The organism is Micropruina sp., assembly GCF_047602385.1.
Classification (GTDB): Bacteria; Actinomycetota; Actinomycetes; order Propionibacteriales; family Propionibacteriaceae; genus Micropruina.
This window is the reverse complement of record NZ_JASGHL010000003.1, coordinates 245,925-268,534: the sequence shown is the minus strand read 5'-3', so window position 1 is coordinate 268,534 and position 22,610 is coordinate 245,925. Positions and strand designations below refer to the sequence as shown.

Below are 22,610 nucleotides of genomic sequence, written 5' to 3'. Positions count from 1 at the left end.
ATGGTGCTGGGGCTGACGGGGCTGGTGGCCTACGATCTCGGCTGTGGATGAGGTGCGGTGGCTGAGCCGGGACGAGTTGGCGTTGTGGCAGAACTTCATCCTCGCCCAGCAGGATCTCGACCGGGTGATCTCCGCCGATCTGGCGGGTAGCGAGCTATCGCACGCCGACTATGCGGTCCTGGTGGGCCTCAGCGAGGGCAACGCGGCGGGCATCCGGGTCGGCCGGCTGCGGGAATGGATCGGCTGGGAGAGCAGCCGGCTGGCGCATCAGTTGCGGCGGATGGAGAGCCGCGGCCTGGTGTTGCGCAGCCGGGCCGAAGAGGACGGCCGCGGCACCGTCGTCACCATCACCGACGAGGGACGAGCCCGGATCGAAGCTGCCGCGCCGGGTCACGTCGGTACCGTCCGGGCCAGCTTCCTGGACCTGATGGACGCCGACGAGCAGGCGGTGCTCACTCGCGTCTTCGAGCGAGTCGCGCAGGCGATCACACCGGATCGCCCGCCGCTGTCCGGCCTCTCCTGACGCCTCGCGGGCTGAGCTCTGCGCCGGACGACCCGGTCGAGACCCGCTCCGACCAAGTCGGCAATTGTGCGTACGCCGTTTGGGGTGGGGTCTTCTCAGCAGTCATTGACCCGTGGCACAGCCTGCGCACAGGATGACCCCTGAGTCCCGTTCGTGGTGACTCGTCGAGCGGCCGGCGGGACGCGGGGGCGTCCGTGGCCGCACCTTCGATTCGGTCCGGGCAGAGCCGGGCACAAAGGGGGAGGCATGCGTACCCGCAATCTCATCATGGCCGCCGGCGGACTGTCGGCGAGTCTGCTGCTCGTCGTCCCGGGCGTCGCCACGGCCGGGCCCAAGCCCGCGCCCAGTCCGGAGATCAAATCATCCGCTGTGATCGCGCCGTTCAACCTGGACGTTCGGCGCAACTCGGTCCTGGTCGCCGACGGCGGACTCAACCTGGTCGGAAAGCTCAAGAAGAACGGCACCATCGCGACGATCGCCGCCAACCAGCCCGGCGCGTCCGGGGTCGCCAGGTCGAAGGACAGCCGCTGGTTGGCCTTCACCACCACGGTGAGCAATCCGCAGACCTTCGAGAACACCGCCAGCGGCCTGAACCTGTGGGGCCCGTGGGGCAAGCGGATCTATGCCGACACCTACGCGTACGAAACCAAGAAAAACCCGGACAAGAAGTACCACTACGGCGTGAAGAACCCGAGCAAGTGCGTGTCGGACGCCCTGACCGCCATGCAGTTCCCGGTCAGCTACCAGGGTCAGATCGACTCGCACGCGTACTCGGTGGCGGCGCTCAAGGGCGGTCGCTGGGTGGTTGCGGACGCCGGAGCCAACGCGTTGTTCTCGGTGTCGAAGTCCGGCAAGATCGGCACCCTTGCCGTATTGCCGCCGCAGCCGTTCACCTTCGACGCACAGGCCGCGTCGGCACTCGGGCTGCCCGACTGCTTCATCGATGTGACCTACAACTTCGAGTCGGTGCCCACCGACGTCGAGGTCGGACGCGATGGCTTCCTCTACGTGACCACGCTGCCGGGCGGCCCGGAGAGCCCGGCGCTGGGTGCCCGCGGCAAGCTCTGGAAGGTCAACCCGTGGAACGGCAAGGCCACCGAGATCGCCGGCGGCTTCCTTGGCGCCACCAACCTGGCGATCGGCAAGAAGGGCACCTTCTACGTGGCTGAACTGTTCGCTGGAACGATCACCAAGGTGGGGCTCGGCACGCGTTCCACGGTGGCGTCGCTGCCGGGGGTCGTCGCGGTCGAGACCGGTCCGGACGGGAGCCTGTGGGCCGCGACCATGGCCAACGAGGACCCGAAGGCCCCAGGCACGATCGTGAAGATCGTGCACGGGAAGGCGTACCCGGCTGGCACGTAGGAGTGCAGCGGCGTCCGCCCGGTAGAGTCTCCCCTCGTGCTGGTCGCGAGGGAAGTCGAAGTCCGGGCGGGCGCCAGGCTGTTGCTGGCGCCGGCCTCGTTCCAGGTTTCACCGGGTGACAAGGTGGGCCTGGTGGGCCGCAACGGCGCCGGCAAGACCACATTGACCAAGATCCTGGCCGGTGACGCGCTGCCGGCGGCCGGGCAGATCACCCGCTCCGGACAGATCGGCTACTTGCCGCAGGATCCGCGCACCGGCGACCTGGACACCCTGGCCAAGGACCGCATCCTCTCGGCTCGCGGGCTGGATGCCGTCCTGACCCGGCTGAGCCGGTACTCGATGGAGATGGCCACCGCGACCGGCGAGGCCCAGGACGCGGCGATGCGCTCCTATGCGCGCGCCGAGGCCGAGCTGGCCGCGGCGGGTGGTTACGCCGCCGAGTCGGAGGCCGCCCGGATCGCCGCCAACCTCGGCCTCCCCGACCGGGTCCTCGGCCAACCGCTGCGCACCCTGTCCGGTGGCCAGCGCAGGCGCGTGGAACTGGCCCGGATCCTGTTCTCCGGCGCCGACAACCTGCTGCTGGACGAGCCCACGAACCACCTCGACGCCGACTCCATCGTCTGGCTGCGCGACTATCTCAAGGCCTATCCGGGTGGGGTGATCCTGATCTCCCACGATGTCGGCCTGCTCGAGGCGATCGTCACCAAGGTGTTCCACCTGGACGCCAACCGGGCCGAGCTCGACCAGTACGCGATGGACTGGAAGCGCTACCTGCTGCAGCGCGAGACCGACGAGAAGCGCCGCAAGCGCGAGCGGGCCAACGCCGAGCGCAAGGCCGAACAGCTGCTCGCCCAGGCCGACAAGATGCGCGCCAAGGCGACCAAGGCGGTGGCGGCCCAGAACATGGCGAAGCGGGCACAGAAGCTGCTGGCGTCGGTCGAGACCGAGCGGGCGTCCGACCGGGTGGCGAAGATCCGGTTCCCGACCCCGGCACCGTGCGGCAAGGTGCCGCTGCGCGGCGAGGACCTGTCCAAGTCCTACGGCTCGCTGGAGGTGTTCACCGATGTCAGCCTGGCCATCGACAAGGGCTCACGGGTGGTCATCCTGGGCCTGAATGGCGCCGGCAAGACCACCCTGCTGCGGGTGCTGGCCGGCCTCGAGCCGTCCGATACCGGCACGGTGCAGCCCGGTCACGGGTTGCGGCTCGGCTACTACGCGCAGGAGCACGAGACCCTGGACGTCTCGCGCAGCGTGCTGGAGAACATGATGACCGCGGCGCCCGACGACATGACGCCCACCGACGCCCGCAAGATCCTGGGCTCGTTCCTGTTCACCGGCGACGACGTCGACAAGCCGGCCAGGGTGCTGTCGGGCGGCGAGAAGACCCGGCTGGCGCTGGCCATGCTGGTGGTGTCGGCGGCGAACGTGCTGCTGCTGGACGAGCCGACCAACAACCTCGATCCGGCGTCCCGCGCCGAGGTCTTGGCCGCGATTCACTCCTTCGCCGGCGCGATCGTCCTGGTCACCCATGACGAGGGTGCCGTCGAAGCCCTCGAACCCGACCGGGTGGTGCTGCTGCCCGACGGCGATGAAGACCTCTGGACGCCCGAGTACGCGGACCTGATCTCCCTGGCCTGAGCGGCCTGCGGCGCTCAGGCGCAGCGGCTACGCAGTATCACGTACAGACCTGGCGGGTCCTGGTTCGTAGGCTGAGCAGACGCGCGGGGGCGCGTCCAGGAAATCGGGGTCATCCATGTCCAACTCTCGTAGCGCGCGTACCACTGCCCTGACCGGGCTGTTCCTGCTGACGCTGACCGGATCGCAGCTGGTCGGCCAGGCGCCGGCCCAGGCGGCGACCTTCACGGTGACCACGTTCGCCGATGTGGTCAACCCGGTGGATGGCCTCACCTCGCTGCGCGAAGCCTTCGCCTCGGCGAGCACCAATGGAGTGGACGACACGATCGTGCTGGCCGCCGGCAACTACAACCTGACCCTGTGCACCGGACCGCTGTCGCACACCGAGGGCCGGGCGCTGACCGTGCAGGGCAATGGGGCGACCATCGCCCAGACCTGCGCCGACACCGGGGTGATCGAGAGCACCGATGACGCGAGCACACTCACCCTCACCGGTCTGGGCATCGTCGGCGGACCCAACTCGGGCGCGTTCGTGTTAGGTGCCGGTGTCTACGGCGAAGGCACCGTGAACCTGGACACGGTCACCATCACCGGCGTGGACGGCGGACCGTCCGGAGCGTCCGCGGCCGTCACCGGCTCGAACAACATGCCGGGCGCGCCGGTCACCATCCTCAACTCCAGCATCACCGGCAACGACAGCGACGGCGTCAACGGCAGCAACGTCAGCTTCGTGCTGACCGGCAGCACGATCACCGGCAACGGGGGCGCCGGGGTGAACCTGACCGATGGGACGCCGGCGACGATCACCGACAGCACCATCTCTGACAACGGCGAATACGGGCTGCGGACCACCGGCCAGGGCCACACCCGGGTCACCGTGACCGGGTCTGCGATCAACGGCAACGGCCTGACGGGCCTGCTCTGCAGCGCCTGCGGCAGCCTGGATCTCACCAGCAGTACGGTGGACGGCAACGGGGACGGCGGCATCGACTTCAGCTACGACCTCGACCCGGTGGGGCCGGACCGGCACATCACCCTCACCGACTCGTCGGTCAGCGACAACACCGCGTCCGGGCCGGGCGGCGGGATCTCGGTGACCACGATCCAGCCGGCACCCTCCGACGGCGTATCGCCGATCCTGACTGTCGCCCAGAGCACGATCTCCGGGAACACCACGACCGGCAGCAACCGCCACGGCGGCGGCGTGTACAGCCGGGTCGGCAAGCTGCGGGTGGAGAACAGCACGATCAACGCCAACAGCACCGGCAGCAGCCGGGTCGGCGGGCCGTCCGGCGGGGGGATCTACTACGTGCCGGACGCCGACGGCCTGACCTCGGCTAGGCACGGCGCCACCATCATCTACTCAACGATCTCCGGCAACTCCACCGCGGCGCACGGTGGCGGTGCCTACCTGGACAGCGACGGCGCGGTTCAGGTGCTGCGCAGCAAGGTGACGAAGAACACGACCGGCTTGTCGGGTCGCGGTGGCGGGCTGTGGGCGCGGGAGGCGACACCCCTGCTGATCGAGAAGTCGACCATCGCGTCCAACCGGGCCGCCCGCGGCGGCGGCGTCTATCTGGCGGGCCGGACGGGCGTCGTCTGGGCGATCATCGCCGACACCACCGTCCACCGCAATCGGGCGAGCGAGTACGGCGGCGGCGTGCTGGTCGCGGAGAATGCCCTGGTCACCTTCCGCAACTCGACCGTTTCGGCCAACCGGGCGGACGTCTCCGGCGGCGGTATCCAGGCCGGTACGGTCACCAGGCCCAGGGTCCCCGTCGATGGCGTCACGATCGAGTTCACGACCGTGCGCGGCAACCGGGCGCCGCAAGGCGGCAATCTGGGCGCGCGCAGCGGTGTGGTCACGATCCGCGCCTCGATCCTCGTCGCCGCGACCGGGCCGGGGTGCTCCTTCGGCGCGGCCGCGTCGCTGGCGTCCGGCGGCTACACGTTCACCGACGACAATGCGTGTGCCGCCGATCCGACCGATGTCGTCAGCCTGGCCGATCCGCAACTCGGCCCGCTGGCCAGCAACGGCGGGCTCACCGCTACCCATCTGCCGGCGAACTCCAGTCCGCTGGTCGGCCTGGTTCCACCGGCGTCCTGCACGCTGGCGGTCGATCAGCGCGGCCAGGCCCGTCCGCAGGGCAGCGGCTGTGAACCCGGGTCGGTCGAGGTCCTAGGCAAGCGCAAGAGCTGAGCCGCTCAGAGGGCGCCGGCCAGCCTGGCGCCGGCGACGTATCCCGAGGCGAGCGCGATTGCGACCGTGCGAATGGTGTCCTCGTCCGGTAGGTACCGGGCGTGGTGCAGACCGGTGTCGTGCCGGGTGCCGGCCTCCTCGCCGGTGCCGACGAACATCATCACGATCGGCACATGCTGACCGAAGTGGCTGAAGTCGTCGGCGCCGAGCGACCGGAACGGCTCAGCGGCGACCGGCAGCCCGGCCGCTTCCAGCATCGGGTCGAGCGTCTTGACCAGGTCGCGGTCATTGGCCAGCACCGGGTCGCCGCGCAGCAGGGTCACGTCGGCAGTGGCTCCGCGCGCGGCGGCGGTGTGCTCGGCGAACCGCCGGATCTCGGCATGCAGCAGCCGCCGGTCCGATTCATGCATGGTCCGGACGATTCCCTGCAGCATCGCGGAGTCCGGAATGATGTTGTGCGTCGCTCCCGCCTCGATCCTGCCGATGCTGATCAGCGCCGCATGGGTCGGGTCGACCAGGCGTCCGACCAGCTCGTACAGACCGGACGCGATGGAGGCCAGGACCGGCAGCGGATCGATCGTGACATGCGGGTAGGCGCCATGGCCGCCGTGCCCGCGGATCACGATGTCGAAGGCGTCGGCGGCCGCGTTCACGCCGCCGATTCCGGTGCTGACCAGGCCGGACGCCACCCTCGGCTGTACATGCGCGCCGATCACCGAGCGAACGTCGTGATCGGCGAGCAGCCCGGTGCGCAGGATGTCCGGGGCTCCGGAAGGCTGGCACTCCTCCCGTGGCTGGTAGACGCCGAGCAGCCCGGCCGGCAGGCTGACCTTCTCGGCCGCCTTGAGCACCGCCCAGACCGCCGCCATGTGGACGTCGTGCCCGCAGGCGTGCATGGCGCCGTTGGTCGAGGCCCACGCGACCCCGGTGTCCTCGGCGATCGGCAGGGCGTCCAGCTCGCTGCGGACAGCGATGCTCGGCCCGTCCGGGCCGAGCCGGGTCCAGAAGCCGGTGTCCGCCACCGAGGTGGTGGGGCGGCCCAGCGCGGCGCGCAGCAGGTCGGCCGTTGGCTGCTCGAAGCCCCCGATGTAGGGGTCGGAGTGGATGGCACGCCGGAGCGCCCGGGCCTGGGGGAGAACCTGGTCGATCCCGGCGATGAGCTGCTCGATCAGGGTGCATGCGTGAGGGTTGGGCCAGGCGGACGTCACGGTGCGGCAGTTTACGGCCTCGACGTGACAGTGCCGGTCGAGGGTCACGGATCTGGCCGGATGACTCGCGCTCAGCCCTCTGTGTTGCGCAGCCGATAGAAGTGCGCGGGCTGGGGGACCGGACGGTAGGCGTCCGGCATCAGCTCGTCGCAGAGCAGTGTCCAGCCCGGCAGGACGGACAGAATTTCCTCCAGGGTGGTGCCCGCGGGCACGTTCGGCGGGGTCGGCTGCCCGGCCGCCCACGGGTCGAAGGCCACCATCAACAAGGTCGCTCCCGGCGCGGCGAGCGCGGCAACACCGCGTCCCCAGCCGGCGCGCTCAGCGGGGCTGAGGCCGTGGAAGCAGCCGCCGTCGAGGAAGAAGTCGAAGCTCCCGGTTACGCAGGCAGTGAGATCGGCGGCGTCACCCACCACGAAATCGACCCGCTCAGCGCCCGGCAGTCCGCGAGCCGCCTCGATCGCTCCGGAGACGAAGTCGACGCCGGTCACCCGCCAGCCACGCTCGGCGAGCAGGAGGGCGTCACGACCGCGTCCGCAGCCGATGTCGAGGGCGCGCCGGCCCGGTTCGGGATGGGTGGCTTCCTCGCGGTCGAACATCGTCGACTCATGTTCCATGCCTGCCGCCGCGGCTCGCTCCCAGGGCACGAATCCAGTCCGGTACGCCTCGGCGAAGAACGCATGGGCGTCCTGGTGAACGTCGAACATGGGCCTCTCCTTATTGGATATGTTTTACACATATCCAATGTGCACTAGGGTTCGGCCCGTGGTCAAGAGGCCCTACGACACGAGCAAACGGCAGGCCTCCGCGCGCCGGACCAGGCGGGCCATTCTGAACGCGGCCGCCGAGCTCTTCGTCGAGCCCGGCTACGCCGGCGCCCGAATGAGCGACGTCGCGGCGGTGGCCGGCGTGGCCGTACCGACCATCACCGCGCATTTCGGCTCGAAGAAGGGCTTGCTGTCGGCGGTACTCGACGTCTCGATCGCCGGCGACGACGAGCCGGTCCCGATGTCCGGCCGCTCATTCGTCGACGACATCAATGCCCTGCCGGCAGCGCGCGACAAGCTCGGCCGCTACGCCGATGAGCTCTGGGTGACGATGGACCGGGTCGCGGGGGTGCTGCTGGCTCTGGAACGCGCCGCGGCCGTGGACGCCGACGCGGCGGCAATCCTGGCCAAGAACAGCGCCGAGCGTCTCGCCGCCATGACGATGTTCGCCGCCGGGTTGATCGCCACCGGCGAGGTGCGCCCCGATCTCAGCCGGGACGCCGTGGTGAGCGTGCTCGTGCTCGCGATGGACGTCCGGAACTACGACTGGCTGGTCCGGCGGCGCGGCTTCGACGCCACGGACTTCCGGCGTTGGTACGTCGGCAGCGTCGGGGGAGCGATTCTGGGCACCCGCCCCTAGGCTCCTCCCTGGCGGAGCGGACCGAAGACCTCGAGCCGGACGGCCAGTTCGAGCCGTTCGGTTGCCGCCGCCCGAGGCGGGGCGTGAAAGGCGTTGGGGCCCATGCCGATCAGGTCGTCGACCAGATCGGCGGCAGCGGTCGTGGTGCTCTTCGCCATCACGCCGGCCAGGTGGACGAGGTGGCCGGACGCCGCCGCCAGCAAGCGTTCCTGCTTGTCCGGATCGACTCCCAACAGCCCGTACTTCTCACGCAGGCTCCGCAGATGGCTGGTCGCCGGTGCAGCCACGACCACCCGTCCGCCGGGGCGCAGCACCCGGGCGAACTCGGCCAGATTGCGCGGCGCGAAGACGCACAGCACGACGTCGAGGGAGTTGTCGCGCACCGGGATGCCCCGCCAGACGTCGGCGATCACCGAGGCGACCCGGTCGTGCGCGTGCGCGGCCCGCTTCGCCGCGGCCCGGGAGACGTCGAGCGCCACCCCCCGGGCGGCCGGGCGGGATTCGACCAGCCCGGCCAGGTAGTGCCCGGTGCCGGCCCCGACCTCGAGCAGGGTCTGGGCGCCGGCCGGGACCACGTCGTCCAGGGCGCGGGAGAGGAAGCCGAACAGCCCGGACGCCTGCACCCGGGCTCGGGCCTCCAGCATCGTGGGGGTGTCGGCGTTGGCGGGCTCGGGTCCGCCCGACAGGTTCAGGTAGCCCTGGCGAGCCACGTCGAAGGAGTGCCCGGAGGTGCAGGCCCAGGCCCGGTCGGCGGGTGCCAACGGTTCGCCGCAGTGCGGGCAGGCCAACAGCTCGCGCGCGGCGTCCAGGCTCACAATGCCCGCAGCGCGCCGCCGTCGACGGCGATCACCGACCCGGTCAGATAGGACGCCGCCGGCGACAGCAGAAAGGCGGCCACCCGTCCGAACTCGGCCGGGTCACCCAGCCGGCGCAGCGGGATCTGCGCCTCGGCAGCGGTCCGGGCAGCAGCCGGATCGCCACTGCGTCCGTGCAGGAAGCGGATTCGCTCAGTGAGCACGGTGCCCGGCATCAAGCCGAAGACGCGATTTCCCTCCGGCCCGGTCTCGTCGGCGAGCTGCTTGATCAGCGTCGCCAACCCCGGCCGCAGGCCGTTCGAGATGGCCAGTCCGGGGATCGGCACCTTCACCGAACTGGACAGCACCAGCCCGATGGCTGCTGGGCCGGACGCGGTCGCGAGCACCGCGCGGACGGTGCGCAACGCGGCCAGGAACACCGAGTCGAAGGCGGCCAGCCACTGCTCGTCGGAGTTGTCCAGCACCGCGCCCGGCGGCGGTCCGCCGACGCTGACCAGGGCGCCGTCCAGCCTGCCGAAGGTGCGCACCGCCAAGTCGGGCAGCTGCCTGGGCGGTCCCCGGATCGGCCAGATCGGACGCCAGCGCGACCGCGTTGGCGCTGCCCAGGTCGGCAACCACATCGTCGAGGACGTCCGCGCGCCGGGCCACCAGCACCACCCGGGCCCCCTCGGCCACCAGCTGATCCGCAGTTGCCCGGCCCAGGCCCCCGCTGGCGGCGGTCACCACGAACACCCGGTCTCTCAGCCCCAGATCCATGCGGCTCAGATTAGTGCCGCTCGGCGGTTGCCGCGGCGACCTGCCTGGCCTTGCGCCGGTCCCGCAGGTCCGAGCGGATCAGCACCACCAGACCGACCCCGGCGATCAACGCGAACGAAAACCACTGCAGGGCGTAGGAGAAGTGATTGCCCTCGGTCAGCTCGGGCGGGTTCACCGCGACCAGTCCGTCGCTCACCGCCGGGCTCAGCTCGGTGGCCCCGATGTAGCCGTTGACCAGCGGATACGGCAGGGTGCCGGCCACCGCGACGGAGTTGATCAGCCGCATCTGGCCGTCCACCGGGGTGATGGCGTCGGTGCCGCCCTGCTCGTCGCGGCGCACGTAGCCGACGACGGTGACCTCGCCGGTCGGCGGTGGGGGAGCCGTCCGGGGGAAGTCCTGCGCGGACGGACGCGCCGCGAACCCGCGGCTGACCAGGACGTTGCCGTCCGCGGTGCGCAACGGGGTGACGATCTCCCAGCCGGTCTGGTCGCCGTTGGACCGGTAACGGACGACATAGGAATGCTCGGGGTCGAAAGTGCCCTGGACGCGGACCCGCTGCCACTGGTCGGCGTCGGTGAGCGGACGGGTGAACACCGTCCGCCAGTCGACGATCGCCGCGCTCTCGTGGGCGACCACGACGCCGTTGTTGTCCCGGCGCTGCTGCAGCCGGTCGAGTTGCCAGCGGCCCAGGTTGACGAAGGCGACCGCCAGGCAGACCACCGCCACCCCCATCGCCGCCCAGCGGAACCACAGCCGACGGCCCTGCGGGACCTCGCCCATCGTGCCCAGTTTCGGCACCTCAGTCGTCCTCCACCGAACCGGGGACGACCCCGCCGGAGGACAGCTCCTTGCGATCGGGTTGTTCCTCGTCGACGGACTCCGGTGCGCGGCGCAGGTCGACCGCGTTGGCCAGGGCGACGGCGATCGGCGGAATCACCGCCGCGCCGACGAACAGCACCCAGTTCCACGGGGTCGGGGACAGCACCCCGCCCAGGAAGCAGGCCACCCGGACGGCCATCGTCGCCAGGTAGCGCTTGTTGCGCTGGTTGGCGTCCAGCGACCGGGCTTGACGGGCGTTGGTGATCAGCGCCGGCCGGCCGTGCGCGTGCGCCCGAGTACTCACCCGCCCACTGTATGTCGTCGGGCAGTCGGTGACGCCGGTGCACTAGGTTGTCCTGCGTGACGGATACGGAAGGCATCGGCGGCCGGAACGCCGTCGTCACCGGCGGCAACAAGGGCATCGGTGCGGCCATCGTGGCGGCGCTGCTGGAACAGGGTCACCGGGTGGCCAGCTTCTCCCGCGGCGGCGACGCACCCGAGGGTGCGCTCGGCATCGCCTGTGATGTGACGGACGGCGCCCAGGTGGACGCCGCGTTCAAGCAGGCCGAGGAGGCGCACGGCCCCACCGAGATCCTGGTCGCCAACTCCGGAGTCACCCGGGACACCCTGGTGCTGCGGATGACCGAGGCCGACTTCGACCTGGTGCTGGAGATCAATCTGAAAGGCGCGTTCCGCTGCGCCAAGCGGGCCAGCCGCTCGATGCTGCGCCGCCGCTGGGGCCGGATCGTCTTCACCGGCTCGGTGGTCGGGCTGTACGGCTCGCCCGGGCAGGTGAACTATTCGGCGTCCAAGGCGGCCCTGGTCGGCATGGCGCGGTCGCTGACCCGCGAGATCGGTGGACGCGGGATCACCGCCAACGTGGTCGCGCCCGGTTTCATCGAGACCGACATGACGGCGGTGCTCTCCGCGGAGGTCATCGCCGGCTACCAGGCGTCCATTCCGGCCGGACGCCTCGGCGTCACCCGTGAGGTGGCGGCCACCGTCGCCTTCCTGGCCGGCGAGCACGCCGGCTACATCTCCGGCGCCGTCATCCCGGTCGACGGCGGCCTGGGCATGGGGCACTGAAACATTCGGGCACTGGGGCATTCGGGCACTGAGGAAAGGAACGGAATGGGAATCCTGGAGGGCAAGAACATCCTGGTCGCGGGCGTGACCATGAACACTTCGATCGCCTACCGGGTGGCCGAGATCGCCCAGCGCGAGGGCGCCACCGTCCTGGTCTCCAATTTCGGGCGGGCGCTGAGCCTGACCCGGCGGATCATCAAACGGCTCGACCCCGAGCCGCCGCTGCTCGAACTCGATGTCACCAACGACGAACACCTGGCCGGACTGGCCGATCAGGTCCGCGAGCACGTTGACCACCTGGACGGCGTCGTCCACTCGATCGCCTTCGCCAACCCGGAGACCGCGCTGGGCGGCAAATTCCTGACCACCCCCGCCGATGACGTGAAAACCGCGATCCACGTCTCGGCCTACTCGCTGGCCAGCCTGACGATGGCCTGCCGTCCGCTGATGTCCAGCGGTGGCTCGGTGGTCGGGCTGACCTTCGACGCCCGGCAGTCCTGGCCCACCTACGACTGGATGGGCGTGGCCAAGTCCGCGCTGGAGAGCACCTCGCGCTATCTGGCCCGCTACCTGGGGCCGGACGGCATCCGCTGCAACGTGGTCGCCGCCGGGCCGCTGTCGACGATCGCCAAGAAGGCGATCCCGGGCGCCGAGACCTTCGACGACATCTGGGCGCAGCGCGCGCCGCTGGGCTGGGATCCGAAGGACCTGGACCCGACCGCTCGCGCCGTGGTCGCGCTGCTGTCGGACTGGTTCCCGGCGACCACCGGTGAGATGGTCCACGTCGACGGCGGCCTGCACTCCACCGGAGCCTGAGCAAGGCGCCTGCTGCCGGCCGCGAGTCCCCGCTCGCGGCACTGCCGCCAGCCGGTAGGTTGGCCGCATGGCGGCTGTTGCGGAGTTGGCGGACGTGTCCATCGTGCGTGGCGAGGCCACCTTGCTGGACAAGGTCGACTGGCGGGTGGACGAGGGTGACCGCTGGGTGATCATCGGCCCGAACGGAGCCGGCAAGACCACCCTGCTGCAGATCCTGGCCGCCCAGCTGCATCCCTCGTCCGGAGTGGCCGAGATCCTCGGCGAGGTACTCGGCGCGGTGGACGTGTTCGAGTTGCGGCCCCGGATCGGCGTCGCGTCCGCCGCCCTCGCCGACCGCATTCCCCGTAGTGAGCGGGTCGCGGACGTGGTGGTGTCGGCCGCCTACGCGGTGATGGGACGGTGGCGCGAGAGCTACGAGCAGGCCGACTTCGAGCGCGCCGTCGAACTGATGGCGCAGTTGAAAGTCGGGCACCTGGCCTACCGCACCTTCGGCACCCTCAGCGAGGGGGAGCGCAAGCGGGTGCAGATCGCCCGCGCCCTGATGACCGACCCCGAACTGCTGCTGCTCGACGAGCCGGCCGCAGGCCTCGACCTGGCTGGACGCGAGGGTCTGGTCAGCACCCTCAGTGAACTCTGCGCCGACGAGTTCGCGCCGGCCACCGTGCTGGTCACCCACCACGTCGAGGAGATCCCCGACGGGATCACCCATGCGCTGCTGCTGAAGCAGGGCGCGGTGCTGGCCGCCGGACCGATCGAGGAAGTGCTGACCGCCGAGCGGCTGAGCGAGACCTTCGAGCTTGCGCTGGACGTGAGCCACACGAACCGACGATGGAGCGCCCGCGCCCGGGCATGATGGATGCATGTGGGAGTGGCTGAGCGGTAACTGGTGGGCGGTCTGGCTGATCGCCGCGACGCTGCTCGCCGTCACCGAATCCCTGACCCTGGACTTCACCCTGCTGATGCTGGCCGCCGGCGCCCTGGCCGGCGCGGGCATCGCGTTGATCTTCCCGGGCCTGGTGCTGGTGCAGGTGATCGTCGCCGTCGTGGTCGCTTTCGCGTTGCTGTTCCTGCTGCGCCCCACGCTGCTCGAGAAGGTCCGTTCGGCCCCCGGCTACCGTTCGTCGCTGCAACGTATGGTGGGCAGCACCGGACATGCGATGACCGCGATCAGCGGTCGCTCGGGCGAGGTCAAGGTCAATGGCGAGGTCTGGCAGGCGCGTAGTTTCGGTGATGTCGAGATCGAGGCCGGCGCGCCGGTGGAGATTTTCGAAGTCGACGGGATCACCGTTGTCGTCTACCCCAAGGAGCCCTGACCATGGAATGGATACTTCCCCTCATCATCGTGGTGCTGGCGGTCGCGATTCTGACCCAAGCGCTGAAGGTGGTGCGCCAGCAACAGGTGGGCATCGTCGAGCGGCTGGGCAAATTCCGCCGCACGCTCGATCCGGGGCCGCACCTGCTGGTGCCGCTGATCGACAACGTCCGCTACACGATGGACATGCGTGAGGCCGTCGTCCCGTTCCCGCCGCAGGGCGTGATCACCGAGGACAACCTGATGGTGAGCATCGACTCGGTGATCTACTTCCAGGTGGTCGACCCGGTCCGGGCCGCCTACGAGGCGCAGAACTACATCCAGGCCATCGAGCAGCTCACCATGACCACGCTGCGCAACATCATCGGCGGTCTTGACCTGGAGCAGACGCTGACCTCGCGCGAAGAGATCAACGCCAAGCTGCGCGCCGTCCTCGACGAGGCAACCGGCAAGTGGGGGATCAAGGTCAACCGGGTTGAACTGCGCTCGATCGAGCCGCCGGCCACCATCCGGGACGCGATGGAGAAAGGCGCCCGGGCCGAGCGCGACAAGCGTGCCGCGATCCTGCTGGCCGAGGGCCAGCGGCAGTCCCAGATCCTGTCAGCCTCCGGTGACCGGGAGGCGTCCATCCTGCGGGCCCAGGGCGAGCGGGAGTCGGCGGTGCTGCGGGCGCAGGCCGACCGGCAGGCGAAGATGCTGCGGGCCGAGGGCGAGGCCCAGGCGATCACCACCGTGTTCGGCGCCATTCATGCCGGCAAGCCCGACCAGTCGCTGCTGGCCTACCAGTACATGCAGATGCTGCCCAACATCGCCCGCGGCGACGCCAACAAGGTCTGGATCGTGCCGTCCGAACTCAACGACGCCCTGAAGGGACTCGGCCGGACGGCCGGCGACCTGCTCAAGGGCGCGGGTTACGGGCAGACCGACGGTGAGTTCGAGGCGCCCGAGAAGATCGACGTGTTCGCCGAGATCGCCCAGCAGAAGGTCGAGGCCGAGGGTGAGGCCGGCCGGGCCGTCGAGCAGGCGATCGCCGAGGCGCAGCAGATGGAGCAGAACCGGTTGGCCCGGCGCGCCGGGATCAACAGCCCGCCCGCCCAGTTGGACGCCGGTGCGGCGTCCGAGCCGGCCTTGGAGTCACCGGCGGGACCGGTGCAGCAGCCGGCGCCGGATCAGGCCCAGTGAGCGGTCGTCAGTCGACCTGTTTGGCGTAACGCGCGGCCAGCGAGCCGCAGGCCATCAACTGGGCTTGGTGGAACAGCATCAGCGGCAGCACCAGCAGTCCCACCGGTGAGCCGGCGAACAGCACGTTCGCCATCGGTAGGCCGGTGGCCAGCGACTTCTTGGTGCCGCAGAACTGGATCGCAATCACGTCCGCCCGGCTGAACCCGAGCCGGCGTCCGACCCAGTAACTGAAGGCGAGCATCGCGGCGAGCAGCAGCAGGCAGACCCCGAGCAGGGCCAGCAGGGCCAGCGGCTCGACCTGCTGCCACATGTGTTCGCGCATGCCGGCCGAGAACGCCGAGTACACCACCAGCACGATCACGCCGTTGTCGAACAGCTTCAGCCGGGGATGGGCGGCCACCCAGCCGGCCGTCCAGCGCCGGGAGAGCTGGCCGAGCAGGAACGGCACCAGCAGCTGGCCGACGATGTCCAGGATCGAGGACGGGTCGAAGGCGATGCCGCCGGAGGTGGTCATCAACGCCCAGCAGAGCAGCGGGGTGAGGAACACCCCCAGCAGGTTGGACGCCGACGCGCTGACGATGGCGCCGGCCACGTTGCCCTTGGCCAGCGAGGTGAAGTTGATCGAGCTCTGCACGGTTGAGGGCACCAGGGTCAGGTACAGCAGGCCGGCGTACAGCGCGGGGCTGAGCAGCCACGGCGACAGCACCTGCAACGACCAGCCGACCAGCGGAAACGCCAGGTAGGTGATCGACAGGATGGTCAGGTGCAGCCGCCAGTGCTTGAGTCCGGCGATCGCCTGGTCGGGCTTGAGCCGGACGCCGTAGACGAAGAAAAGCACGGCCACCGCGACTTTGGTCAGCCAGTCCAGCACGCTGATCATCACGCCCTGAGCGGGCAGCAGGCTGGCGATCACCGCCGCGCAGACGATGGCGAGCAGGAACCGGTCGAGTCGTTTCAGCCAGCCCATGGCGAAAACCCTAGTGGTGTCGGGCCTGCCGGTGGCGCGATACGCCACACTGTGGCGGTGCCCGATCCCATCGACATCGCCGATCCGAGCGACCCGCGGCTGGCCGACTATGTCGGGTTGCGGGACGCGTCCCTGCGCCGGCACCTGGAGAGCGAGCAGGGATTGTTCATCGCCGAGGGCGAGAAGGTGATCCGGCGGGCGATTGAGGCCGGCTACCGGCCGCGGTCGTTCATGCTGGCGGCCCGCTGGCTGGACTCGCTGCGGGACGTGATCGGCGAGGCTCCCGTCTACCGGGTCAGCGAACAGACCGCGGAACGGGTCAGCGGCTTCCATGTCCACCGCGGCGCGCTGGCGTCGCTGCACCGGGAGACCCGGCACACCATGGCCGACCTGCTCGGCGTCCGGCGGCTGATGGTCTGTGAGGACATCGTCGATCACACCAATGTCGGTGCGATCCTGCGCAACACTGCCGGGCTCGGTTGGGACGGCGTCCTACTGTCGCCGCGCTGCGCCGATCCGCTCTACCGGCGGGCGATCAAGACGTCGATGGGTGCGGTGTTCTCGCTGCCCTGGGCGCGGGCCGACGACTGGGCCGGCATGGTGCCGGCGCTGCGGGCGTCCGGATTCACAGTGATCGCACTCGCTCTCGCCGATGGAGCGGTCGATCTGGACGCGGCGGCCGCGGTACTTCCCCCGGGTGCGCGGGTCGCGGTGCTGCTCGGCACCGAGGGAGCCGGACTGTCCACCCGGTGGATCGAGCAGGCGGACATGGTGGCGCGGATCCCGATGCGGGCCGGCATCGATTCGCTCAACGTCGCCGCAGCCAGCGCCATCGCCGGCTACGTGTTGCGCTGATTCGCGGAACTGTCTGCGGGGCCGACTACGGTCGCCCTATGACCTGGGGAGCCGACCTGATCGACCAGCTGGACTTCTACTGGACAGCCCAGTTCCGGCCGCGACTGGAGGGGCTGAGCGATCAGGAGTACCTCTGGGAGCCGGTGCCGTGCATGTGGAGCGTCCGCCCGGACGCCGAGGGCCGGCTGGTCGCCGACTTCCTGGTCCCCGAACCGCCGATCCCGCCGGTCACCACGATCGCCTGGCGGCTCGACCATGTCGCCCGCGAGGTGCTCGGCAAGCGGGCGCGCGCTCTGTTCGGCGGGTCCCCGGCCGGTGACGCCGAAGACATCGACATGTACGACGAGCGGCATTGGCCTGAGCCGCGTCCGGCGACCGCGTCCGATGCCCTCGCCGAACTCGACCTGGCCTACCGGCTGTGGCGCGACGGCGCCGCGGCCCGCGACGACGAGGCGCTGGCTCGTCCGCTCGGACCGCGCGGCGCGGCATTCGCGGAGAGTTCGCTGGCCCAGCTGGTGTTGCACATCAATCGCGAAGTGATGGCTCACGGTGCCGAGATCTGCCTGCTGCGGGATCTGTACCGGGCCGAGCGGGACGCCGCCGATCCGCTGGTCGCCGCCGCGCTGGCCGGGGACGCCGACGCCGTCCGGGGCCGGGACGTGACCAGGGCGCGCCCGAGCCTGGCCGCCGAGGCTGCCGGATTACGGCACTGGGAGGTGGTCGCCGCGCTGGCCGAGGGCGGTGCGCCGACCGACGGCGCTCTGCACTACGCCGCGGCCGCGGACGAGCGTGCGACTGCCGAATCTCTGCTCGCCCACGGTGCCGACCCCCGCGCCGTCGACGACCGGTTCGGGCTGACCCCGGCCGGCTGGGCCGCGCACTTCGGCCACGCCGACCTGGCCGAACGGCTGAAGAACGTGGAGCGAGGCGGCGCACACTAGGTTGGCAGCCATGACGATGCCGCGCAGCACACCCGCCGCCGAGGGCGTCGACGGACGAGGGCTGCTCGCCCTGCTGGACGCCTTCGAGACCCCCGGCCACGGCTACCACTCACTGATGGTCGCGCGGCACGGACGGGTGATCGCCGAGGGCTGGTGGGCGCCGTACACCCGCGGCAGGGCGCATCTGGGCTACTCGCTGAGCAAGAGCTTCACCGCCACCGTGCTGGGCAACCTGGCTGGGCGCGGACTGATCGACCTGGACGTCCCGGTGCTGTCCTACCTCGGGGCGTGGGAGTCGGCCTCGGCGAAGTGGCGGAGGGTGACCGTCCGGGACTGCATCACGATGGCCGTCGGGCACACCGCGGACGCCTGGGAGTGGCGCGGCGACCACGCCCGCGCGGTCGCCTTCGACGGCGAATCCGACCCGCTGCTCGGGTTGATCCTGGCCCGTGACCCCGACGGCGAACCTGGCCGGCGGTGGGCCTACAACCAGGTGGCCACCTATCTGGTCGCGCAGGCCATCGCGGCGGTGACCGGCGAACCGGTCTCGGTGCACGTCCGGCGGCTGCTGCTCGACCCGTTCGGTTGCCGGAGCGCACGTGCCCAGCGCACCCCGCACGGACGCGACCTCGGGTTCAGCGGCCTGCACGTCACCACCGAGTCGATCCTGGCGCTGGCCCAGAGCTGGCTCGACGGCGGAGTCTGGCAGGGCCGGGCATTGGTGCCGGCCGACTACGCCAGGCTCGCACCGCGTCCGACCACGGCCTCGCTCTCCTCCGACGACGTCGGCGACTGGTCCTACGGGTACGGGCACTCGTTCTGGGGAGCCAGCCGCGGCTACCGCGGCGATGGTGCCTTCGGCCAGTTCGCCATCGTGCTGCCCGAGCAGGACGTGGCGGTGGCGATCACCTCGGAGGTCGACGTGATGCAGGACGTGCTCGACCGCCTGTGGCAGCATCTGCTGCCGGCGGTCGGCGGCATACCCGATCCGGACGCCGACGCGCGGTTGGCCGTCCGACTCGCCGAATTGGAGCATCGGCCCTGGTCAGGCGGCGAACCACGGCCGGGCCTGCGGGTCCGGCGCGATCCGGCCTCCCAGTTGCCGGAGGCGTACGGGGCCGCCGGACTGCACACCACCGCGAGCGGTCGGCATCTGCTGACGATCGAACACCCCAGCGGCGAACTCGTCACCATGATCGGCGACGGCCAATGGCTGGAGTCACGCTGGGCCACGCCGGCCGGACCGGAGCTGCCGGTGCTGGCCAGTGGCGGCTGGCGCTCCGGCGTCTTCGGGGCGCAGCTTCGGCTGATCGAGACGCCGCACACCGTGCTGGTCACGATCGATCCGGCAACCGACAGCGTCCGGCTCGACTGGCGACTCGTCCCGCTGACCGGCAGTGATCCGTTCGAAGCGGTGTCGTTCCCGATCTAGCAGGATCACTCCCCGGCGTTGAACCAGTCCTTGGACTCGGGGAACTGCTCGGCCAGGTACTCATACATCTGGCCGGAGGTGCCGACCATGCAACGCACCTGCTGGCGCAGGAAGTCGTCGTCGACGCCGGTCTCGATGTCGATCACCAGGTCACCGAACACGCCGAGATGCTCCTCGCCGCGCACCACGCTGGCCTTGGGCCAGAAGTGGTCGCGGTTCCAGCTGTTCACCGCCTCCAGGATGAAGTCGTAGGACTCCACCGGGGGACGGATGTCCCACATCGAGCGCATCGCCATCAGGTCGTTGTTGTTGCCCTCGACCAGGAACCACATCCGCATGGTCTCCCAGTCGGCGAACCGGTCATCGTCGTCGTCAGTGTCGAATTTGATCTCGAGACTGGTCAGGATGGCGTCCCAGCGCTCCCGGTTGAACGGCTGCGGCCCCTGCGGCGGGTTGGGCTGAGTCGGGCCCCAGTTGAACATCGTCATCTGCTGGATCCTTTCGCTTGCCCGCCACGCTACTAGCTCTCGTCGGCCGAGGTTCGGCGCGGACTCACCGGCCAGTCGTCGGGGTAGAGGTGCGCAAGTTCCTTGTGCTGCCTGCTCAGCAGCCGACGGGCCCGGGTCGAGAGCCGATCGCCGAACACGGTGCCGCCCAGATGGTCGGTCTCGTGCTGCAGGCAGCGAGCCAGCAGTCCGGTCCCCTCGATGCGGACGGGATTGCCGTCGGCGTCCTGGCCGGTGCAGACCGCGGTGTCGGGACGGGCCAGCACCTGGTAGCCGCCCGGGTAGGACAGGCAGCCCTCCTCGGCGGCGTCCAGGTTCCGGTCTCGTGCGTCCGGGACGGTGACGACCGGGTTGCAGACCACGCCGCGATGAATCTCGTCGTCGGCGTCCGGGCACTCGTAGACGAAGACCGAGATGTCCAGACCGACCTGCGTGGCGGCCAGCCCGACGCCGTGGGCGGCGCGCATGGTGGCGAACATGTCCCGAACGAGTCCGCGCAGATCGTCGTCGAAAGTGTCGATCGCGCGGGTCTTCTCGTGCATCACCGGGGTGCCCCAGCGGATGATCGGCAGCACGGTGCCGCCGGTAGTCAGATCGTCGGTCATGGCCGCCCTTCTCTCGGCCGACAACGCTACTAGGGAAGCGCGGATCAATCATGTCCCGGCGGCGGCGCACCCGGTGGGCGATCTGCGACCCCCATCTCTTGCGCCGTATGACCCGATACGCCCACAAGATCTGGGCGTCGCAGCTCATCCCACCGGGCACGTCCTCGCGCGGAACAGCGTTGATCAGCACTTCCCAAGGACGCGCGGATTCTCGTCGGTCGCGCTTGTCGAGACCGAATGCCCCGGTCGTCCGCCGTAGGCTCAGCGGCGTGGACGCGGACCTGGTCGAAGCGTGGGTGCGGCACCTGAGCGCTGAGCGCAACCTGTCGCCGAACACGGTGCGCGCCTACGCCGGTGACCTGGCGCACCTGGTCGAATACCTGGACCGCACCGAATCGGGTGATCTCGCCGCCGTCGATCTGCGCACCCTGCGCCGCTGGCTGGCCGGAATGCATGCCGCGGGCGCCGAACGGGCCACCATGCAGCGCCGGGCGGCGGCTGTCCGGGTCTTCTTCGCCTGGGCGGTCGCGGCCGGACGCGTCGCCGCCGACCCGGCGGCCGGGCTGCGGTCTCCGCGGGTGGACCGGAAGCTGCCGGCCACCCTGGACGCCGGCCAGGCCCGACGGCTGCTGGAGGGCCTGGCCGGGCAAGGGGCTGCGCTGGAAGATCCGGTCGAGCGAGCCCGGGCACTGCGCGATGTGGCGATCGTCGAGCTGCTCTACTCCAGCGGAATCCGGGTGGCGGAGTTGTGCGGTCTGGACGCCGCTGCCCTCGACGGCGCCCGCGGACTGATCCGGGTGCTCGGCAAGGGCGACAAGGAACGCACCGTGCCGGTCGGCGAACCGGCGGCCCGGGCGATCGAAGCCTGGCGCCGCGTCAGGGACCTGATCGCCGGCCCGCAGGCGGCCGACGCACTGTTCGTCGGTGACCGCGGCGGGCGGATCGACCCCCGGGTGGTGCGACGGCTGGTGCACCGGGCCCTCGCCCAACTGCCGGACGCCCCCGATCTCGGTCCACACGGCCTTCGGCACGCCATGGCCACCCACCTGCTCGAGGGCGGTGCCGACCTGCGCAGCGTGCAGGAGATGCTGGGTCACGCCTCGCTGGCGACCACCCAGATCTACACCCACGTCACCACCGACCGGTTGCGCGCCGCCTACGCCCAGGCGCATCCGCGCGCCTGAGACCACCCATCACAGCAGCCGGGCCGGGTCGACGAGGCGTCCGTTGATCTTGGTGGTCAGGTGCAGGTGGCAGGCGGTCGACCAGCCGGTGCTACCGACCAGGCCGACCACCTGGCCGCTTTTCACCTTCTGCCCGGCTCGCACCTGGTAGCGCTTCAGCGCATGCAGGTAGTGGGTGGTCAGCCCGCCGGCATGCGCGATCACCAATCGGTGGCCACCGGAGGAGTCGTAGGAGACCGACCGGACCACGCCGTCCGCGGCCGCCCGGATCGGCGTGCCGCAGGTGGCCCGCAGGTCGACCCCGGCGTGCAGCCGCCACTCGTGGAAGATCGGGTGGAAGCGGCGCCCGAAGGGCGAGCTGATTGGCCCGCCGACCGGATTCAGCAGCACCCCCGACCCAGTCGGCTCGATCAGGCCGGCGGGCGGTGCCGCCGCCCGTGCGGCAGCCAGTTCGCGGGCCGCCGCCACTGCGGACTCGGGCAGCAGCCGCACCTCGGAGCCGCCGAGCGGATCCAGGTACTGATCGCCACGTTTCAGCCCGAAATGCAGGCAGCCGGACGGACAGTGCCCGGCCTCGACCGTGCCGATCACATCGCCGGCCGCCACCTGATCGCCCACCCGCACGACGGCCTTGACCGGCTCGTAGGTGGTCCGCAGCTCGCCGTGCACGAGGGTGACCACACCGCGCCCGGCGATCACCTGGGCGACGCTGACCCGTCCCGCTGCTGCCGCGCGCACCGGACTGCCCACCGGCGCGGCCAAGTCGACGCCGCGATGCCCGGCCAGCCAGTTCTGGTCGGGCGGGTCGTAGCCGCGCAGCACCGGTCCGGGCACTGGACGCACCGACCCGAACGCCCACCCCGCCGGCGCTGCGGCGACCAGCAACAGCCAGGACAGCATCAGCACCGAGCCCAGCCGGACGACCGCACGACCCATTCGAACCACCTCCGCCCTCATTACCGGCCAGGGGAGTGCGAAAGTGTTCAAATTCGTCGGGCAGC

General features: G+C 70.3%; 24 protein-coding genes and 1 pseudogene. 14 read left to right on the top strand and 11 right to left on the bottom strand.

What is annotated here, in order from left to right:
• The first annotated feature begins 43 nt into the window (after positions 1-43).
• The 4 genes from QM711_RS10700 to QM711_RS10685 all read left to right on the top strand — a co-directional run bounded on the left by QM711_RS10700 (position 44) and on the right by QM711_RS10685 (position 5,720).
• Positions 44-523: a MarR family winged helix-turn-helix transcriptional regulator gene (locus tag QM711_RS10700; protein ID WP_415099114.1), complete on the top strand. Its 480-nt coding sequence runs from the start codon at positions 44-46 to the stop codon at positions 521-523.
• A 246-nt stretch (positions 524-769) separates the two neighbouring features.
• On the top strand, positions 770-1,885 hold the full coding sequence (locus tag QM711_RS10695; protein WP_415099112.1) for a ScyD/ScyE family protein: 1,116 nt from the start codon (positions 770-772) through the stop codon (positions 1,883-1,885).
• Between the two features lie 36 nt (positions 1,886-1,921).
• Positions 1,922-3,523, top strand: a complete 1,602-nt coding sequence (gene abc-f / locus QM711_RS10690; RefSeq protein ID WP_415099110.1) for a ribosomal protection-like ABC-F family protein — start codon at positions 1,922-1,924, stop codon at positions 3,521-3,523.
• Positions 3,524-3,638: 115 nt separating this feature from the next.
• Positions 3,639-5,720, top strand: coding sequence for a right-handed parallel beta-helix repeat-containing protein (locus tag QM711_RS10685; protein WP_415099108.1), 2,082 nt, complete (start codon positions 3,639-3,641; stop codon positions 5,718-5,720).
• 5 nt (positions 5,721-5,725) lie between these two features.
• Here QM711_RS10685 and QM711_RS10680 read toward each other — a convergent pair whose 3' ends face one another.
• On the bottom strand, positions 5,726-6,928 hold the full coding sequence (locus QM711_RS10680; RefSeq protein ID WP_415099106.1) for a M20 metallopeptidase family protein: 1,203 nt from the start codon (positions 6,926-6,928) through the stop codon (positions 5,726-5,728).
• Positions 6,929-6,999: 71 nt separating this feature from the next.
• Positions 7,000-7,632, bottom strand: a complete 633-nt coding sequence (locus QM711_RS10675) for a class I SAM-dependent methyltransferase (RefSeq protein ID WP_415099104.1) — start codon at positions 7,630-7,632, stop codon at positions 7,000-7,002.
• 58 nt (positions 7,633-7,690) lie between these two features.
• Between QM711_RS10675 and QM711_RS10670 the strand changes: the two genes are divergently transcribed.
• On the top strand, positions 7,691-8,332 hold the full coding sequence (locus tag QM711_RS10670; protein ID WP_415099102.1) for a TetR/AcrR family transcriptional regulator: 642 nt from the start codon (positions 7,691-7,693) through the stop codon (positions 8,330-8,332).
• Here QM711_RS10670 and QM711_RS10665 read toward each other — a convergent pair.
• From QM711_RS10665 to QM711_RS10645, 5 genes and pseudogenes are all read right to left on the bottom strand, one after another.
• Complete coding sequence (locus QM711_RS10665; RefSeq protein WP_415099100.1) at positions 8,329-9,147, bottom strand: putative RNA methyltransferase; 819 nt, start codon at positions 9,145-9,147, stop codon at positions 8,329-8,331. The genes QM711_RS10670 and QM711_RS10665 overlap by 4 nt on opposite strands.
• Positions 9,144-9,674, bottom strand: coding sequence for an SDR family oxidoreductase (locus QM711_RS10660; RefSeq protein ID WP_415099972.1), 531 nt, complete (start codon positions 9,672-9,674; stop codon positions 9,144-9,146). Before QM711_RS10660 ends, QM711_RS10665 begins: the two co-directional genes overlap by 4 nt.
• Before the next feature lie 70 nt (positions 9,675-9,744).
• A pseudogene (locus QM711_RS10655) lies at positions 9,745-9,903 on the bottom strand (SDR family NAD(P)-dependent oxidoreductase); the annotation flags it as partial.
• A 10-nt stretch (positions 9,904-9,913) separates the two neighbouring features.
• A complete protein-coding gene (locus QM711_RS10650; protein ID WP_415099098.1) occupies positions 9,914-10,702 on the bottom strand; it encodes an SURF1 family protein in 789 nt (262 codons plus the stop codon).
• 1 nt (position 10,703) lies between these two features.
• Complete coding sequence (locus QM711_RS10645; protein ID WP_415099096.1) at positions 10,704-11,027, bottom strand: DUF3099 domain-containing protein; 324 nt, start codon at positions 11,025-11,027, stop codon at positions 10,704-10,706.
• Positions 11,028-11,083: 56 nt separating this feature from the next.
• On the opposite strand from QM711_RS10645, the gene fabG reads away from it, so the two are divergent.
• From fabG to QM711_RS10620, 5 genes are all read left to right on the top strand, one after another.
• Positions 11,084-11,809: a 3-oxoacyl-ACP reductase FabG gene (gene fabG / locus QM711_RS10640; RefSeq protein WP_415099094.1), complete on the top strand. Its 726-nt coding sequence runs from the start codon at positions 11,084-11,086 to the stop codon at positions 11,807-11,809.
• 45 nt (positions 11,810-11,854) lie between these two features.
• Positions 11,855-12,625 (top strand): enoyl-ACP reductase FabI, encoded by a 771-nt coding sequence (fabI, locus tag QM711_RS10635; protein WP_415099092.1) that lies wholly within the window; start codon positions 11,855-11,857, stop codon positions 12,623-12,625.
• 67 nt (positions 12,626-12,692) lie between these two features.
• Positions 12,693-13,478 carry an ABC transporter ATP-binding protein gene (locus QM711_RS10630; RefSeq protein WP_415099090.1) on the top strand — a complete coding sequence of 262 codons (786 nt, stop codon included), beginning with the start codon at positions 12,693-12,695 and terminating at the stop codon, positions 13,476-13,478.
• A 7-nt stretch (positions 13,479-13,485) separates the two neighbouring features.
• Positions 13,486-13,938, top strand: coding sequence for an NfeD family protein (locus tag QM711_RS10625; RefSeq protein ID WP_415099088.1), 453 nt, complete (start codon positions 13,486-13,488; stop codon positions 13,936-13,938).
• A 2-nt stretch (positions 13,939-13,940) separates the two neighbouring features.
• Entirely contained in the window at positions 13,941-15,119 is a 1,179-nt protein-coding gene (locus QM711_RS10620) for an SPFH domain-containing protein (RefSeq protein WP_415099086.1), read from the top strand.
• A gap of 7 nt (positions 15,120-15,126) precedes the next feature.
• On the opposite strand, the gene QM711_RS10615 is transcribed toward QM711_RS10620, so the two are convergent.
• Entirely contained in the window at positions 15,127-16,086 is a 960-nt protein-coding gene (locus QM711_RS10615) for a bile acid:sodium symporter family protein (RefSeq protein ID WP_415099083.1), read from the bottom strand.
• Positions 16,087-16,143: 57 nt separating this feature from the next.
• Here QM711_RS10615 and QM711_RS10610 point away from each other — a divergent pair, with 57 nt between their 5' ends.
• The 3 genes from QM711_RS10610 to QM711_RS10600 are packed head-to-tail and all read left to right on the top strand — an operon-like array spanning position 16,144 to position 19,314.
• Positions 16,144-16,941, top strand: a complete 798-nt coding sequence (locus QM711_RS10610; protein ID WP_415099081.1) for a TrmH family RNA methyltransferase — start codon at positions 16,144-16,146, stop codon at positions 16,939-16,941.
• Positions 16,942-16,979: 38 nt separating this feature from the next.
• Complete coding sequence (locus QM711_RS10605; RefSeq protein WP_415099079.1) at positions 16,980-17,882, top strand: DinB family protein; 903 nt, start codon at positions 16,980-16,982, stop codon at positions 17,880-17,882.
• Positions 17,883-17,892: 10 nt separating this feature from the next.
• The gene (locus tag QM711_RS10600; protein WP_415099077.1) at positions 17,893-19,314 is read left to right on the top strand and encodes a serine hydrolase domain-containing protein; all 1,422 of its coding nucleotides are present in this window, start codon (positions 17,893-17,895) and stop codon (positions 19,312-19,314) included.
• 5 nt (positions 19,315-19,319) lie between these two features.
• Here the strand turns inward: QM711_RS10600 and QM711_RS10595 are convergent, their stop codons facing one another.
• Together QM711_RS10595 and def are read right to left on the bottom strand one after the other, a co-directional pair.
• Positions 19,320-19,802 (bottom strand): YbjN domain-containing protein, encoded by a 483-nt coding sequence (locus tag QM711_RS10595; protein WP_415099075.1) that lies wholly within the window; start codon positions 19,800-19,802, stop codon positions 19,320-19,322.
• A 32-nt stretch (positions 19,803-19,834) separates the two neighbouring features.
• Positions 19,835-20,425 carry a peptide deformylase gene (gene def, locus QM711_RS10590; RefSeq protein ID WP_415099073.1) on the bottom strand — a complete coding sequence of 197 codons (591 nt, stop codon included), beginning with the start codon at positions 20,423-20,425 and terminating at the stop codon, positions 19,835-19,837.
• Between the two features lie 269 nt (positions 20,426-20,694).
• Between def and QM711_RS10585 the strand changes: the two genes are divergently transcribed.
• The gene (locus tag QM711_RS10585; protein ID WP_415099071.1) at positions 20,695-21,609 is read left to right on the top strand and encodes a tyrosine recombinase XerC; all 915 of its coding nucleotides are present in this window, start codon (positions 20,695-20,697) and stop codon (positions 21,607-21,609) included.
• 9 nt (positions 21,610-21,618) lie between these two features.
• On the opposite strand, the gene QM711_RS10580 is transcribed toward QM711_RS10585, so the two are convergent.
• Positions 21,619-22,545, bottom strand: a complete 927-nt coding sequence (locus QM711_RS10580) for a peptidoglycan DD-metalloendopeptidase family protein (RefSeq protein ID WP_415099069.1) — start codon at positions 22,543-22,545, stop codon at positions 21,619-21,621.
• Between the last annotated feature and the right edge of the window lie 65 nt (positions 22,546-22,610).